The following is a 15180-nucleotide window of genomic DNA, read 5'->3' as shown; positions in this document are numbered from 1 at the left end:
GGCACGCACCCGTTCGGTGGGAGAGTGACTACACTTCCATGAACTTCCAGAACCGCGAAAGATGCTCCTCCATGAGCCTGCCGGCCCGGTCCGCGTCGCGGCGCTTGATCGCCTCCGCGATCTCTGTGTGCTCGGTCTGCGCCCGCGTCAGGTCCGTGCTCAACCGGTTCTTCTGGAGGTAGAAGTCGTTGAGGTCCCAGCTGTCCATGGCCAGGTCGGTCAGACGCTGGTTGCCGCTGGCCGCCAATATGGCGGAGTGGAAGTCCCGGTTGGCTGCGGCGAAGGCGAGTGCTTCGTTCCGCTTGGCCGGGCCGATGCCGCGCACCAGCATGTCGTGGATTTCGGCCAGTTGGGCGTCGGTGGCGGTGAGTGCTGCGAGCCGTGCGCCCGCCCCTTCGAGGATGCCCGCCACTGCGAAGTGGTCGCGCACCTTGCGTTCGTCCGGGACCGTCACCTGGCATCCGACCTGTGGAATGATCGAGATGAATCCGGCGGCGGCCAGTCGCATCATCGCGTCCATCACCGGCCTGCGGCTCACGCCGAATTCAGTCGCGAGGTCGTAGGTGCTGAGGAGCTCGCCGAATTGATGGCGTCCCTCGAGTAGCTGGGTGAGGAGCGCTTGGTAGATCTGGTCTGTTTTGGTGACTGACGCGATCATGGGCATGGACTATCCGGCCTTTCGGTGTGGGAAGGCCGGGGCTGCGTACTGTCGCTCACGCCGAGATTTTAGCGTGTCAACGGCGAGCGGGCTGCGCTGGGGCGGGAGCCGGGTTGCAGTGGCCGGTCATTGGTCCGGGTGGAGCGCCGGTCTCCCGCCGTCTGGTGGCAGCGCTGAAGCCGGAGCGGACTCCCGCTCCGGCTTCAGGTACGCCGAGGCCGTGGACAGCGACCTCGGTCAGTCCACCGACCAGTCGGTGTCGTCGATCTGGCCGAACAACTTCATGGCGGCTTCGAGGCCGGGCAGGTTGGCGAGTGCCACCGACATGGAACCGCGGAACTTGACCTTCCGGGTGACCATCGCCTTGGCGGCGGGCAGCTCGCCGGCGCCGAGGCGCTGCCAGGTCTCGACCTTCGCCGTCAGCAGGAAGTCCGGCTTCACACCTTCGGCAGGGGTGCCGGCGCGCACGACTTCGCCGGCGTTGACCTCGATCTGGCCCGCGCGACTCTCATTCTCGGCGAGCCGGTATTCGACGACCATACTCATCTCCTTGAGGCCCTCGCGCGTCGCGTCCGTGGTGTTCCACAGCTCTGCGTAAGACTTCATCCACTCTGGCGACAGGACGGGTGTTCCCATGGTGTGCTCTCCTTCGGTTCGCTTCCGTGACGGACAACTGGGGTTGACATCGCCAGTAAAGATACTAGTATCCTAGAATCAGTCAAGCTGTGAACGCGGTCCTGCTCCGTATCGGGCCCGCGCTTTCCGGAGGAGACAAAGATGTCTAGACGCCAAGGTGGTCACATGTTGAGGGACGAACTTCGGCAGACCCTCGAGCAGGGTTTGCGTGACGTAGAGGCCGACTGGACCGTTCCAGCCGCGATCATCAATGACCCGGAGATGCACGATGCCGAGCGTGAGCGCGTGTTCGGCCGTTCGTGGGTGTTCCTCGCGCACGAGAGTGAAATCTCGGAGCGCGGCGACTACGTCGTCCGCTACATCTCGGAAGATCAGTTCATCGTCTGCCGGGACGAAGACGGCGAGATCCGTGGCCACCTCAACAGTTGCCGCCACCGCGGCATGCAGGTGTGCCGCGCCGAAATGGGAAACACGTCGCACTTCCGCTGCCCCTACCACGGCTGGACCTACAACAACAAGGGCAGTCTTGTGGGCGTGCCGGCCGGGCGGGAAGCGTACGGCAACAAGCTGGACAAGTCTCTGTGGCAGCTCAAGCCGGTCCCGAAACTGGACACCTACAAGGGGTTGATCTTCGGCTGCCTCGACCCGGAGGCCCAGTCGCTCGAGGACTACCTCGGGGACATGAAGTTCTACCTCGACATCGTGCTGGACCGCAGTGACGCCGGTCTGGAGGTCGTCGGCGCCCCGCAGCGCTGGGTCGTCGATGCGAACTGGAAGCTCGGCGCCGACAACTTCGTCGGCGACGCCTACCACACGATGATGACGCACCGCTCCATGGTGGAACTCGGGCTCGCCCCGCCGGACCCGAAGTTCGCGCTCTACGGCGAGCACGTGCACACCGAGAACGGGCACGGCCTCGGCATCATCGGCCCGCCGCCGGGCATGCCGCTGCCCGAATTCCTGGGTATGCCGGAGAACATCGTCGAGCAGTTGCATCGCCGGCTTTCCCCGGAGCAGGTCGAGGTGTTCCGGCCGGTCACGTTCATCCACGGCACCGTGTTCCCGAACCTGTCGATCGGCAACTTCCTGATGTCGAAGGACCACGTCTCGCCGCCGACGTCGTTCCTCACGCTTCGGCTGTGGCACCCGCTCGGCCCGGACAAGATGGAGATCATGTCCTTCTTTCTGATCGAGAAGGAAGCGCCGGACTGGTACAAGGAGGAGAGCTACCAGGCCTACGTGCGCACGTTCGGTATTTCCGGCGCGTTCGAGCAGGACGATGCCGAGAACTGGCGCAGCATCACGCGGGTGCTGGGCGCCCAGTACGCCAAGACCATGGAGCTCAACTACCAGATGGGCCGTGGCGTCTACGAGCCCGACCCCGACTGGCCCGGTCCTGGCAAGGCTTTTCCAATGGACTATGCCGAAGCTAACCAGCGGAATTTCATGGAGTACTGGATGCAGCTGATGGTCACCGACCCGGCGCCGCACAGCGGCAACGGCAAGGTGTCCGACGATGCCGCGGCCGAGACACTCGCGCGAGCGGAGGCGTAGCACCTATGACTACTGCAACCGAGATCACCGACACCACGGTCCGTGAAGCCACCGAATGGCTCTTCACCGAAGCCGAACTGCTCGACGCTGGCAAGTACCGGGAGTGGCTCGACCTGGTGGCCGAGGACCTGTCGTACGTCGTGCCGCTGCGGGTCACGCGCGAGCGTGAGGCCGAGACGGACATCGTCGAGGGCTTGACCCTCATGGACGACGACTGGGACTCGATGGAAATGCGCGTCCTGAGGTTGGAGACCGAGTACGCGTGGGCGGAGGACCCGCCGTCGCGATCACGACACTTCGTGACCAACATCCGGGTCGCCGCCGGCGAGGCGGAGGACGAGGTGGCCGTCAAGTCGAACCTGCTGCTCTATCGCACCCGCGGTGACGTCGCGACGTTCGACATTCTCTCCGGTGAGCGCCACGACGTGCTCCGTCGAGTGGCCGGCGGCTACCGCCTCGCCAAGCGGGTAGTCGTGCTCGACCAGACCACCGTCATGACACACAACCTCGCCTTGATCATGTGACGGAGGCAGTTCGGTGACCATTATCCGCAACGAAGGCCAGGACCCGATCATCCAGATTGCCAACGAATTCACGGTGATCCAGGTCAGCTACATCAGTACCGGCCAACGCGAACGCCTTCTCGTCAGCTCCCCCAGGCTCGGGTTCCAGACCCTGCTCGACCCGCTGCAGCTGGAAAGCCTCACCTGGCAGACACCCGAAATGTATTCGAAGCTTCTCGACACTCCTTATGGCCCCGGCGTGAAGCTCGACGCGCGGCCGCTGTCGGCCCTGCTCGGAAAGGACTGATTCACGTGGGATTCCTAGACGGAAAGGTGGCACTGGTCACCGGAGGTGGATCGGGTGTCGGCCGTGCCGTGGTCGATCTGTACGTGCAGGAGGGTGCCAAGGTTGGAGTCCTCGAGATCTCGCCTGAGAAAGCGCGGGATCTGCAGGAGAAACTGCCACGTGAGGCTGTGGTTGTGACGCAGGGCGACGCGACATTGATGGGGGACAACGAACGCGCCGTCGCGGACGTGACAGAGGCGTTCGGCTCGCTGACCACGCTCGTGTGCGCGGTGGGGGTGTTCGACTACTTCACCGAGATCCCGCAGCTACCGAAGGACAAGATCGACGAGGCGTTCGACCAGCTCTTCGCCGTCAACGTGAAGAGCAACCTGCTGACCGTGAAGGCGGCGCTGGACCAGCTGATCGAGAACCGGGGCCAGGTCATCCTCACCATTTCCAACGCCGGGTTCTACCCCGGGGGCGGCGGTCCGCTCTACGTGTCGTCGAAGTTCGCCGTCCGCGGTCTGGTGACCGAGTTGGCGTACGAACTTTCGCCGCACGTGCGGGTCAACGGGGTGGCGCCCGGCGGCACGATCACGGATCTGCGCGGCATCCCCGCGCTCGCGAACGAAGGCCAATCGCTGAAGGACGTCCCGGACATCGAGGGCCTGATCAAGGGGATCAACCCGCTGGGCGTCGTCGCCCAGCCGGACGATCACTCCTGGGCCTACGCGTTCCTTGCCGCGAAGGAACGTGCGCCCGCGGTCACCGGCACGATTATCCACAGCGACGGCGGGCTGGGCGTGCGCGGGATGACGCGCATGGCGGGGCTCGAGCCCTGATCCGGCACCGCGCAAAGCAGGGAGACGGCCTCGGATGTCCAGAGTTCCGGGCCGTCTCCCTTCCACCCTCGAAAGGAGGCGTCGATGAAGACGCTGGTGGCTACCGAAGAAACCCAGGCCGACCCGGCCAGCGCACTGTGGATCTGCGATGTCTGCCAAGACGTGTACGACCCCCGCCTCGGCGACCCCGAAGGCGGGATCGAGCCCGGCACGCCGTTCGGCGACATCCCCGACGACTGGGTCTGCCCGGTGTGCGGGGCGCGCAAGAAAGAGTTCCGGATGCTTGCGCCGGGCGAAGAGTACGACGTCGAGGACGACGCATACGCGGGAGCGCAGGGGTGAGCACACCGGGCCGCATCCTCGTCTGTCTCAAGCAGGTCCCGGTGCCTGGGCGGGGCGTCTTCGACGAACGTACGAAACGGATCCGCCGGGACGACGACCAGACCGTCACCAACCCGCCGGACCTGCACGCGCTGGCCCAGGCGCTGGCCGTGCGTGCGGAGACCGGCTGGGAGGTGGTGGCCGTGACGATGGGGCCGCCCGCGACCGCGGAGACACTACTCGACGCGCTGCGCCGGGGTGCCGACCGCGCCGTGCACCTGGTCGACCGGCGCTTCGCCGGTGCCGACACCCTGGCTACGGCCCGCGCGCTCGCTCGGCTCGTAGCGCGGGAGGGCCCGGACCTGGTGCTTACCGGTCGGTGGACGCTCGACGGCGGCACCGCGCAGGTTGGACCTCAGGTCGCCGAGCTGGTCGGCCTGCCGCAGCTGACCCAGGTGACGAACCTGCGGGTCGGCGACGGCGTCCTCTCCGCGGACGTCGAAACCGACGTCGGCCGCGAAGCCTGGACCGCCGCGTTGCCCGCGGTGGTCTCCGTCGGGCGGGGTGCCGAGCCGCCGTGGGTGACCGAGGCCGATCCGTCGGCCGTCGAAACGCTGACCGCCGAGGAACTTGGGGGAGGGCCGCGGGACTTCGGCACCCGGGGTTCGCCGACCTTCGTCGCGGAGATCCGGCACCAGGCCCGCGAGCGCTCGGCGGCGGAGTACGGCGGCGTCGGCTTCGACGCCGCAGAACTGCTGGAGGCCGCTTTCGCGCCGGTCGCACCTGTGGCCGAAGTCGTCGTGCCCACGCCGTCGCGCGAGATCTGGACGGTCGCCGAGCCGCTGCCCGGTGGCGGCCTGCACCCGGCGAGTCTCGAAGCGTTGGCCTGCGCCCGCTCGGTCGCCTGCGACCTGCGAGCCACAGTCGTCGCGGTACTGCCGTGCGACCAGCCGCACGACCTCCCGCGCGTACTCTACGCGCATGGGGCCGATCGGGTACTGGTGCTGCGCTGCGGCGAACCGGCGGAATACCGCACGAATCTGGCCACCGACGCGCTGAGCACGGCGATCGCCGCGCGTTCGCCGTTCGCGGTGATCGCCCCGTTCAGCGCCCGTGGCCGCGATTACGCTCCGCGCGTCGCCGCCCGACTCGGCCTCGGCCTGACGGGGGACTTTACCGCGCTGGAAGTCCGCGACGCGGACACCGACGAGCCGGACCTGTTGTGGCTCAAACCGGCGCTATCGGCGGACGTGATCGCGCCGGTGATCGCGCACTCCACACCGTCGATGGGCACGTTGCGGCCCGGTTCCTTCACGGCGCGAGCTGTTCGCGACCAGGGGGAACCGGACGTCGAGTTCGCCGACGGCACCGCGACCGGCGACGATTTGTGCACCGCGGTGGAGCGCCGGGTCGAAGTTCCGGACGGCCCGAGGCTCGCCGCGGCCCGGTTGGTCATTGGCCTCGGGCCTGGTCTCGGCACCGGCGCCCGGCGCGTCGCCGAGCGCGTCGCCGCGACTCGGGGCATCGCGCTCGTCGCGACGTCGGCCGCGGTGGCTGCGGAGGAGGCGCCCCCGCAGCTCGAGATAGGGCCACTGGCACGCAGCATCGCGCCTGCGGTCTACCTCGGGCTCGGGCGGCACGACCTCGGCACGCTCAAGGCGGTCAAGGCCGCCGGCCGCGTCATCGTCGTCGACCCGGACGCCTCGCTCGATGAGTTCGCCGGTCTCGTGGACGCCGTCGTGAGCGCGAACGTGGAGGGGGTGCTTCTGGACCTGTTGCTGGCGACCTCTGGTGCGGCCGCGAGTTGAAGCATCATGATCACATAATTTTTTTACCTGACTAAGATGCTAGAATCTTTAGGAGGTCTTATGGATACCGCCGCGCCGGCGGCGAGCGTTGACCCTCGGCGGTTCCGCGACGCCATGGGTCGGTTCGCTACCGGCATCACAATCATCAGCACGCCGACCCCGGCGGGACCGCACTGCATGACCGCGAACGGGTTCATGTCAGTGTCCCTCGAGCCCGCCCTCGTCGTGGTATCCATCGCCAAACGTGCGAAGATGCACGACCTCCTCCTGGCCAGCGGCGTGTACGGCGTCAGCGTCCTCGCAGCGGACCAGGAGTCCGTCAGCAAGCACTTCAGCGGCAGGCCCGACCGGGACCTGGCACCACGGTTCGAAGACCACGCCGACGTCCCCCTCGTGCCGGGAGCGTTGGCACAGGTGGGCGCGGAGATCGTCGAAGCGCGCCCCGTGGGCGACCACACGTTGTTTGTCGGCGAGGTGCGCCACCTCGCCGACGGCGTTGGAGAGCCGCTGGTGTTTTACGCCGGACGCTATCGCCACCTGCTCAGCCCGTCGGCGGACTCGGAGTACTCCGACGCCTGGTCCGGCTTCTGCTTGACCCCGTTCTGTCCCCCTTCAGGTGCCTGAATTCAGGAGGTATCCCATGTCCTCCCGTCCCATCCAGGCGGCTGCCGTGAGCGCCGCCGTCCGTGAAGCTGCGGATCTACTGCAGGGCGCCATCGATACCGGCAATCCGTGTCTGCCGGTCCGCGACTTTTTCAGTTTCGGCGACGTCGAAGCCGCCTACTCGGTGCAACGGCTGAACACCGAGCGTGCCGTGGCCGAGGGGCGACGCTTGGCCGGCCGCAAGATCGGCTTGACATCGCCCACCGTCCAGCGCCAGCTCGGTGTCGCGCAGCCCGACTTTGGGGCGCTGTTCACCGACATGGCCGTGGCCGACGGCGGGCTCGTGCCCGTCCAGCGGCTGCTGCAGCCGAAGGTCGAGGCCGAGGTTGCGCTCGTCCTGACCGACGACCTGCCGAACCCCAGCTGTACCGTGGCAGAACTCGTACGTGCCACCGGGTTCGCCGTTGCCGCGCTGGAAATCGTGGACAGTCGGATCGCCGCCTGGGATATCTCCATCGTCGACACTGTTGCGGACAACGCCTCGTCCGGCCTGTTCGTGCTGGGCGGCACCAGGGTGACGCTCGACCGCGTAGACCTGCGGTCGGTGCGCATGACGTTGTCTCGTCACGGCACTGTGGTGTCGGAGGGCAGCGGTGCAGACTGCCTCGGCAGCCCCCTCAACGCCGCGCTCTGGCTGGCGTCCACGCTGGCCCGCCGAGGAGACCCGCTGCGGGCGGGGGACGTGGTGCTGACGGGCGCGCTCGGGCCGATGGTCGCCGCCGCGCCGGGCGACGTCTTTCACGCCGAACTCTCCGGACTCGGTTCGGTACGGGTCGTCTTCGCCGCCGAAGGAGAATCCCTGTGAGCAAGGCGAAAGTTGCCGTCATCGGGTCGGGCAACATCGGCACAGACCTGATGATCAAGGTACTGCGGCTGTCCGAAACCCTCGAGATTGCCGCGATGGCCGGCATCGATCCGGATTCCGACGGCCTCGCCCGCGCTCGTCGGCTGAAGCTCGCGACGACACACGAAGGCGTCGACGGGCTCGTGCGGTTGGACGAGTTCACCGACGTCCGCTACGTCTTCGACGCGACCTCCGCCGGGGCGCACCAGTACCACGATGAAGTCCTGCGCGCGCTGGGCCGGACGGTCATCGACCTCACACCGGCTGCCGTAGGTCCCTACGTTGTGCCGCCGGTCAACCTGGAGGCTCACCTCGACGCCCCGAACGTGAACATGGTGACCTGCGGCGGCCAAGCGACGATCCCGATCGTCGCGGCGGTCGCCGCGGTCACGCCGGTGCATTACGCGGAGATCGTTGCCTCGATCTCGTCACGGTCCGCCGGGCCCGCACGCGAGCGAACATCGACGAGTTCACCGAGACCACTACCGCGGCGATCGAACAGGTGGGCGGCGCGGAGCGAGGCAAAGCGATCATTGTGCTGAATCCCGCGGAGCCGCCGCTGATCATGCGCGACACTGTGTACTGTCTGGTCTCGGACGATGATACCGAGGCGATCACGGCGTCGGTCGAGACGATGGTCGGCAGGGTGCAGGCCTATGTACCCGGCTACCGGCTCAAGCAGAAGGTGCAGTTCGACGCGGTCGCCGTGGATGATCCACTGCGCGCGCTGCTGCCAAGCGGCGCGGCTCCGGTGAAGGTGTCGGTCTTCCTGGAGGTCGAAGGCGCCGCGCACTATTTGCCCGCATACGCCGGGAACCTCGACATCATGACCTCTGCGGCGCTGGGCACCGCCGAACGTATCGCCGCACGTCGCTCGGGTGAAGGGAGTGCCCGATGAACCGGTTGTACATCCAGGATGTGACCCTGCGGGACGGGATGCACGCCGTCCGGCACCGCTACTCCGTCGAGCAGGCCAGGGCGATTGCGTCGGCTCTAGACGCTGCCGGGGTCGCGGCCATCGAGATCGCCCATGGCGACGGACTTTCCGGTTCCAGCATCAATTATGGCGTCGGCGCCCACACCGACTGGGACTGGATCGAGGCGGTGTGCGACGCCGCCCGCCGAGCAGTGCCGACCACGTTGCTGCTGCCCGGGATTGGCACGCTGCACGACCTTCGGCAGGCGTATGCCTGGGCGTCCGCTCGGTACGGGTCGCCACCCACTGCACCGAAGCCGACATCTCCGCTCAGCACATCAGCGCCGCTCGTGAAATGGGTATGGACGTCTCGGGATTCCTGATGATGTCCCACATGGCCGAGCCCGCAGAGTTGGTTCGCCAGGCCAAGCTCATGGAGTCCTACGGAGCCTGCTGCGTCTATGTCACCGATTCGGGTGGGCGGCTGACGATGGACGATGTGCGCGAACGCTTCCGCGCCTACCGTGACGGCTTGGACTCCGCTACGGAGCTGGGAATCCACGCCCACCACAACCTCGCCCTGGGCGTCGCCAACAGCGTCGTTGCGGTGGAGAACGGCGCCACTCGCGTCGATGCCTCACTTGCCGGCCAGGGGGCTGGAGCCGGAAACTGCCCGCTCGAAGCCTTCATCGCTGTCGCCGATCTGATGGGCTTCGAGCACGGGTGCGAGTTGTTCCCGCTGATGGACGCCGCTGATGACCTCGTTCGGCCGTTGCAGGATCGCGAGGTCCGCGTGGACCGGGAAACCCTCAGCCTGGGCTACGCGGGCGTCTACTCGAGTTTTCTGCGCCACGCCGAGGCGGCGGCCACTCGATACGGCCTGGATACCCGAACAATTCTCGTGGAGGTCGGTCGTCGCAGTATGGTCGGCGGGCAGGAGGACATGATCATTGACATCGCCCTTGACCTGGCCGGTGCCGGGCGTGGCGAGCCGTGAGGTCCTACTCAGGGGTGCGCCGAAGGTGAATGGTTTGGCACTGACTAGGCCGTGTTGCTAAATGCTGGTTCGGACCCTTGGGTGATCCTTGATCCGTGTCGCGAGATGTCATCACGGACGAGGTCTGGGAGCTGATCGGGGACGTGTTCCCGCCGGCGAGGACGCGGGGCCGCCCGCCCGTGGACCGGCGCACAGTGGTCGAGGCGACCGCGTGGCGATTCCGGACGGGGTGCGCGTGGCGAGACCTGCCCGACCGGTTCGGGAGCTGGAACACGATCTACAAGAACTTCCGCCGCTGGGCGACCGACGGCGTCTGGGAAGACCTCCTCACGCACGTGCAGAAGCGGGCGTCGCTCGCTGGCGAGATCGACTGGGTCGTGTCGGTGGATTCCTCGATCGCGCGCGTCCACCAGCATGGCGCGACCCTGCCCCGGGGCACAGGGGGATCCATCGAACTACAAGAAGTCAGGGCCGGAGCCTCCTGACCACGCGATCGGCCGGTCACGGGGCGGGTTGACGACGAAGATCCATCTCGTCTGCGATGGGAAGGCGCGGGCGCTGGCGTTCGTGCTCACCGGCGGGCAGGTCGCGGACACGAGCATGTTCACCGACGTGCTCGACGAGATCCGCGTCCCTGGACGGGGGCGTGCGCGCACGAGGCCGGAGCGGGTGCTCGCGGACAAGGGCTATCCGTCGAAGAAGAACCGGGCCTGGCTGCGCGAGCGCGGCATCAAGGCCACGATCCCCGAACGCGACGACCAGATCGAGAAGCGACGCAAGCGGCCGGGGCGTCCGATCGACTTCGGTGACGAGCAGCAGGAGCGCTACAAGGGCCGCAACGTGATCGAGCGGTGCTTCAGCTTCGTGAAGCAGTGGCGCGGGCTCGCCGCCCGCTACGACAAGACCGCCCGGTCATACGCCGCAGGACTCTGCCTCTCCGCCGCCTTGCAATGGATTTAGCAACACGGCCTAGTGTGCGGTGCATCGTCCGGGCTGGCTCCACGCGGACGACGTTTTCCGGGGTCAGACCTCGACCTGCAAGCCAGGGCTGGTGGCGCAGGCGTCGACGTGGCCAAGCCACGGACTGGGCACACTAGGGCCGCGGCTGGTGCCGAACTTCGTCGACGAAGTCGCTCCGCTGCTGATCCGCTGACCAGCTCTGTTCGGTGCGGGGCTGTCGGGGCGGTCATCTGTGGCGTGCGCCCTCGCGCTCGCCGGGTCGCGTGCTGCGACGACGTACCAGGTGGAGCGGCACGTAGTGGGTGGCGGTGGTCTGGTGCTGGCCGTCGCCGGTCCATAGCGGGTAGGTCACGAGCACGAGCATGCCGGCATCGGCCCGCGGGATCGTCTCTCTTGCCAGTCCCGGAACCTCGGAGTCGATCCGCAGGCCCTGCTCGGCATCGCCCGGGGTGTCGTCGGTGGGGCCGATCCGTAGCAGCTCGCGGAGCTGTATCCATACCGGCCAGGGCGGGTCGAATGTGCGTACCGACCGCGGAGGTGCGGCGGTGTCGTGTTCCGCAGCCACCCCGTAAGTCGAACACGCGTTCGCTATGTGGGGCAACGTGACGTGTGGTGCGCCTCAGCTGGGCACATGAAGCGACGGCTTGTGGCGGCGATCTCTGTCGTGCCGTGCGCGATGTGGCGTGGGCGGTGTCGAGCTGCTCAGCGGTCTGCGGGCTGTCGGCGCCAGGATGTGGGGCAAGAGCCGGCGAACCACGATCGGGGGCCGTGGCGCGCCAGCCCACCCCGGACCGCCGACCGGACTACACGCGGACGACCTCGCCCGGGTCGCGGTCGGGTCGCAGCCCACGCCAGGACGGGTGGCGCAGGCGCCCGTCGGCGGTCCACTGGCGATGCTCGACCTCGCCGACCAGCACGGGCTCGACCCATCGCGCGTGGCGGGTGTATTCACGCGGCACCGCGCCGGCGAACGGGGACACGGCGGTTTCGATGCGTTCGAGCTGCTCCTGTAGCTGTGCCAGGGCGGTGTCGGTGAATCCGGTGCCGACGTGCCCGCTGTAGCGCAGCGCGCCCTGCGCGTCATGCACGCCGAGCAGCAGCGAGCCGAGCGCCCCGGAACGCCGGCCCTGCCCGGGCACCCAGCCGCCGATGACCACCTCTTGGGCCTGCCGCAGCGGCGTCTGATCCAGTCCCGCGATCGCCTGCCGGGCAGATAGCGGGACTGCAGGCGCTTGGCGACCACACCCTCCAGGCCGTGCTCGCCGGCGATGGCCAGCAGCTCGCCTCCGGCCATGTCGGTGTAGTGCGGCGGGGTGCGCAGCCACGGCTCCCGCGCCAGCCCTAACGCGGCGAGTCGCTCGCGCCGCTCGAGGTAGGTCAGTCCGGTCAGGTCCGCGTCGCGGTCGGCGAGCAGATCGAAGACGTAGAAGGCCACCGGCGTGCTGGCCAGCAGCTCGGTGGTGGGCCGCTGGACATGCATACGCGACTGCAGCCGGCCGAAATCCGGCCGCCCCTCGGTATCGAGGGTGACCAGCTCGCCATCCACCATCACCGGCCGATCCACAAGCTCGCCCAGCTGCCGCAGCTCGGGGTAGGTCTCGAGCACCGGTCGCAGATTCCGCGACCACGCCTGCACACCACCCGCCTCGGCCGCGACGATCGCGCGCACGCCGTCCCACTTCCACTCGAACGCCCACCCCGGCCCCGCGGGCGGATCCCCGGACGTGGCGAGCATCGGCGGGAGCGGTTCACCGGAGGCGGCCATGATCCGATCCTGACCGAGAACACTGCCGGGCGCCGCGCGTTACGGGTTCAGTGGGTCGCCGGGGTGGTCACCTCGTTGCGGTGCCCGCCGAGTCGGTCGTGTTCGGCCAGGAGCCGGGCGAGGGTGTCGTCGGCCTCGGCGCGAGTGGCGTGCACAGATACGTGCCGGTGCACCTTTGTGGTGGTGGTGCGTTCGAGGTCGCGGGCGCGTGGGGTGCCGCGCAGCCCGTTAGCGATCCGGACCCACACCGCGGCGGCGCGGCGGTCGGCGGCCAGCCGCGCCCGTTGGTGCAGCGTGCCGCCCTGCCGGGCTCCGAGTGTGGCGACGACGTCGGCGGTGTCGGTGGCCAGGTCGAGCGCGATCAGCCGTGCGGCGATCTCTGGTTCGGACGCGCCGAGGGTGTCGACGAGTTCGTGCATGGGCTGCTGGTGGTGCCAGGCGGCGCGCAGCTGCTCGTCGCCAGCCTCACCCCGAGCGCGCGCAGGGTGTTCTGCAACCGCTCGCGCAATCGTTCGGCGGTGTCCTGGTCGTCGGCGTCGCACGCGAGGCGCAGCAGTTCGGCCTCGCGATCGGCCTGCTCGCGCAGCTGCAGACGTTGACGGGCCTTGGCGCCTTCCGCGACCATCCCGAGGTGATCGGCCCCCACATGAGCTTGCCGCACCTGACCAGTGTCACCAGCAGTGCGGCGACGGCAGCGACATCGGCCGACACCGCTGCCGACTTGGTCGCGGCGCCGCTGGCCACGTTCTGTTGCGACGGCGAGGCTCGTCCAGCGGTGGTCTGTGACAGGGCACGGCCTGGGTCAGGTCGTGTGCAGGGCGAGTTTCCGGACGCCGGTCATGTTCGGGTTGGGTTGGAAGTCAGGTGGTTGGTGCGGGTCGACGGTGAGGTTCGGGAAGCGGTCCAGTAGCTGGTTCAGCGCGACCCGGCCTTGCATTCGGGCCAACGGAGCTCCGATGCAGAAGTGGATGCCCCGGCCGAAGCCGAGGTGCGGATTCGGATCTCGGGTCGGGTCGAACACATCCGGTCTCGAGAACTGGCGCGGATCCCGGTTCGCCGCACCTAGCCAGACCATGACTAGCTGATCAGCAGGGATCTGCTGCTCACCGAGTTCAGTGTCGGTGGTGGTGACCCGCCCGACGGAAGTGAACGGGCTCAGCAGGCGTAGCGATTCCTCGATCATCGCAGGGATGGTGCTGCGGTCGGTGCGTGCGAGCGCTTGGTGTTGCGGGTCGCGTCCCAGCACAGCACAGTGTTGCCGATCAGCATCGTCGTGGTGACGTGGCCGGCGATCAGCAGAAGCACCGCGAAGTTCGCCACCTCAGTATGGCTGAGCCGTTCGCCGTCCACCTCCGCCTCGACGAGTCGAGTGATCAGGTCCTCACGCGGGTTCCGGCGCCGGTGCTCGACGTGTTCACCAAGATAGTCGGTGAGGTGGCGAACCTGGAGCATCGACTCCTCCAGCTGACGCTGTTGCTGCGCCGCCGACGAGGCGGACAGGTGCTGGTCGCTGTCGAACATGGCATCGACCCGCCGCTTGAACATCGCCCGATCGCCCGGGGGCACTCCGATAAGTTCGGCGATGACGATCATCGGGAGTGGGTAGGCGAGGTCGTTGATCAGCTCCAGGCGCCGCGGGTTATCGACGGCGTCGAGTAGCTCGCCGGTGAGTTGGACGACGCGGGGTTCCAGCCCGGCGATGGCTCTCGGGGTGAACGCACGGTTGATCAGCTTGCGAAGCTTGCTGTGCTGTGGCGGGTCCAGCCGGACGAGGTCGCCGGGGGCGAACTCATCGGCATGCGGGAAGATGCGCGTGGTGTCGGATGAGAAGGTCACCGGCTCTCCGAGGACGGTCATCGCCTCGTCGTAACCGTGGACATTCCAGGTCTTCGTGGCATCGTCGTACTGGACGGGGGCCGGTGGTCGGTCGCTATTCAACCAGCCGCCGGCCACGTTGACCCAGTGATCGATCGCAGCCATGCCGTCCCGCTCTCTGTTGCCTACCGAGTAAGCCCGGTAATGACTCTGCGTGCCCGGGCCCCAGTGAACCGTACTGGGTTCAGTTCCGTTGTTCTGAAGCGGGAAGTTCCTCCCGCTGGTGTTCATAGTAGGCCGCCTCAACCTCGGCGGGCGTCTGGTGCCTCAGGTGTTCGTGCAGCCGGTGGGTATTCCACCAGTGAACCCAGTTCATAGTGGCGAATTCCACCTCCGTCAGGGACCGCCAACCCGGCTGGGAGTAGATCAGCTCGGTCTTATACAACCCGTTGACGGTCTCGGCCAGGGAGTTGTCGTAGGAATCTCCTACGGTTCCAACGGAGGGTCGGATGCCGTGATCAGCGAGTTTCTCTGTGTAGGCCACAGCAACGTATTGGCCGCCGCGATCTGAATGGTGGACCAAATCGGTGTTCTGCTGCCGCTTGGCGGTGG

General features: G+C 67.5%; 17 protein-coding genes and 4 pseudogenes. 11 read left to right on the top strand and 10 right to left on the bottom strand.

Translation table 11 applies throughout. From position 1 onward, the window contains the following. Positions 1-28: 28 nt before the first annotated feature. Together BJF85_RS18055 and BJF85_RS18050 are read right to left on the bottom strand one after the other, a co-directional pair. Positions 29-658 carry a GntR family transcriptional regulator gene (locus BJF85_RS18055; RefSeq protein WP_020501052.1) on the bottom strand — a complete coding sequence of 210 codons (630 nt, stop codon included), beginning with the start codon at positions 656-658 and terminating at the stop codon, positions 29-31. A 237-nt stretch (positions 659-895) separates the two neighbouring features. Then, positions 896-1294, bottom strand: coding sequence for an SCP2 sterol-binding domain-containing protein (locus BJF85_RS18050; protein ID WP_020501051.1), 399 nt, complete (start codon positions 1292-1294; stop codon positions 896-898). A gap of 165 nt (positions 1295-1459) precedes the next feature. Between BJF85_RS18050 and BJF85_RS18045 the strand changes: the two genes are divergently transcribed. The 11 genes and pseudogenes from BJF85_RS18045 (at position 1460) to BJF85_RS31550 (ending at position 10988) form a co-directional block, all read left to right on the top strand. Continuing rightward, the gene (locus BJF85_RS18045) at positions 1460-2848 is read left to right on the top strand and encodes a Rieske 2Fe-2S domain-containing protein (protein ID WP_075849225.1); all 1389 of its coding nucleotides are present in this window, start codon (positions 1460-1462) and stop codon (positions 2846-2848) included. Positions 2849-2853: 5 nt separating this feature from the next. After that, complete coding sequence (locus BJF85_RS18040) at positions 2854-3372, top strand: aromatic-ring-hydroxylating dioxygenase subunit beta (RefSeq protein WP_020501049.1); 519 nt, start codon at positions 2854-2856, stop codon at positions 3370-3372. A gap of 13 nt (positions 3373-3385) precedes the next feature. Further along, on the top strand, positions 3386-3658 hold the full coding sequence (locus tag BJF85_RS18035) for a hypothetical protein (RefSeq protein WP_020501048.1): 273 nt from the start codon (positions 3386-3388) through the stop codon (positions 3656-3658). Between the two features lie 5 nt (positions 3659-3663). After that, positions 3664-4479 (top strand): 3-(cis-5,6-dihydroxycyclohexa-1,3-dien-1-yl)propanoate dehydrogenase, encoded by an 816-nt coding sequence (gene hcaB / locus BJF85_RS18030; RefSeq protein WP_075849223.1) that lies wholly within the window; start codon positions 3664-3666, stop codon positions 4477-4479. 84 nt (positions 4480-4563) lie between these two features. Further along, positions 4564-4821, top strand: coding sequence for a rubredoxin (locus BJF85_RS18025; protein WP_020501046.1), 258 nt, complete (start codon positions 4564-4566; stop codon positions 4819-4821). After that, a complete protein-coding gene (locus BJF85_RS18020) occupies positions 4818-6608 on the top strand; it encodes an electron transfer flavoprotein (protein ID WP_075849222.1) in 1791 nt (596 codons plus the stop codon). The genes BJF85_RS18025 and BJF85_RS18020 overlap by 4 nt, the downstream gene beginning before the upstream one ends. A 36-nt stretch (positions 6609-6644) precedes the next feature. After that, positions 6645-7232 carry a flavin reductase family protein gene (locus tag BJF85_RS18015; RefSeq protein ID WP_369822215.1) on the top strand — a complete coding sequence of 196 codons (588 nt, stop codon included), beginning with the start codon at positions 6645-6647 and terminating at the stop codon, positions 7230-7232. A 46-nt stretch (positions 7233-7278) separates the two neighbouring features. Next, positions 7279-8076, top strand: a complete 798-nt coding sequence (locus BJF85_RS18010; RefSeq protein ID WP_304442318.1) for a 2-keto-4-pentenoate hydratase — start codon at positions 7279-7281, stop codon at positions 8074-8076. A gap of 50 nt (positions 8077-8126) precedes the next feature. Then, positions 8127-9013: pseudogene (locus tag BJF85_RS18005) on the top strand (acetaldehyde dehydrogenase (acetylating)). Next, a pseudogene (dmpG, locus tag BJF85_RS18000) lies at positions 9010-10028 on the top strand (4-hydroxy-2-oxovalerate aldolase). Before BJF85_RS18005 ends, dmpG begins: the two co-directional pseudogenes overlap by 4 nt. 95 nt (positions 10029-10123) lie before the next feature. Beyond that, a pseudogene (locus tag BJF85_RS31550) lies at positions 10124-10988 on the top strand (IS5 family transposase). A gap of 226 nt (positions 10989-11214) precedes the next feature. Here the strand turns inward: BJF85_RS31550 and BJF85_RS17985 are convergent. From BJF85_RS17985 to BJF85_RS17960, 8 genes and pseudogenes are all read right to left on the bottom strand, one after another. Next, positions 11215-11553, bottom strand: a complete 339-nt coding sequence (locus tag BJF85_RS17985; RefSeq protein ID WP_075849217.1) for a hypothetical protein — start codon at positions 11551-11553, stop codon at positions 11215-11217. 238 nt (positions 11554-11791) lie between these two features. After that, entirely contained in the window at positions 11792-12145 is a 354-nt protein-coding gene (locus BJF85_RS31545; protein WP_369822214.1) for a hypothetical protein, read from the bottom strand. Positions 12146-12231: 86 nt separating this feature from the next. Continuing rightward, positions 12232-12723, bottom strand: a pseudogene (locus BJF85_RS31540) (DNA ligase); the annotation flags it as partial. A 77-nt stretch (positions 12724-12800) separates the two neighbouring features. Further along, complete coding sequence (locus tag BJF85_RS17975) at positions 12801-13172, bottom strand: hypothetical protein (RefSeq protein ID WP_075849215.1); 372 nt, start codon at positions 13170-13172, stop codon at positions 12801-12803. After that, positions 13115-13414 carry a hypothetical protein gene (locus BJF85_RS17970; RefSeq protein ID WP_158056987.1) on the bottom strand — a complete coding sequence of 100 codons (300 nt, stop codon included), beginning with the start codon at positions 13412-13414 and terminating at the stop codon, positions 13115-13117. Before BJF85_RS17970 ends, BJF85_RS17975 begins: the two co-directional genes overlap by 58 nt. A 141-nt stretch (positions 13415-13555) precedes the next feature. Continuing rightward, positions 13556-13999 (bottom strand): cytochrome P450, encoded by a 444-nt coding sequence (locus tag BJF85_RS30360; RefSeq protein ID WP_369822213.1) that lies wholly within the window; start codon positions 13997-13999, stop codon positions 13556-13558. After that, positions 13933-14859: a cytochrome P450 gene (locus BJF85_RS30355; protein WP_255375721.1), complete on the bottom strand. Its 927-nt coding sequence runs from the start codon at positions 14857-14859 to the stop codon at positions 13933-13935. Before BJF85_RS30355 ends, BJF85_RS30360 begins: the two co-directional genes overlap by 67 nt. Then, positions 14813-15180, bottom strand: a 368-nt coding sequence (locus tag BJF85_RS17960; protein WP_139320695.1) for an integrase core domain-containing protein, incomplete at its 5' end; no start/stop codon positions are given. The genes BJF85_RS30355 and BJF85_RS17960, both read right to left, overlap by 47 nt.

Source organism: Saccharomonospora sp. CUA-673 (genome assembly GCF_001942305.1).
GTDB lineage: Bacteria > Actinomycetota > Actinomycetes > Mycobacteriales > Pseudonocardiaceae > Prauserella.
Note: the sequence above shows the minus strand (reverse complement) of the source record. Positions and strands in the feature narration are given on the sequence as shown.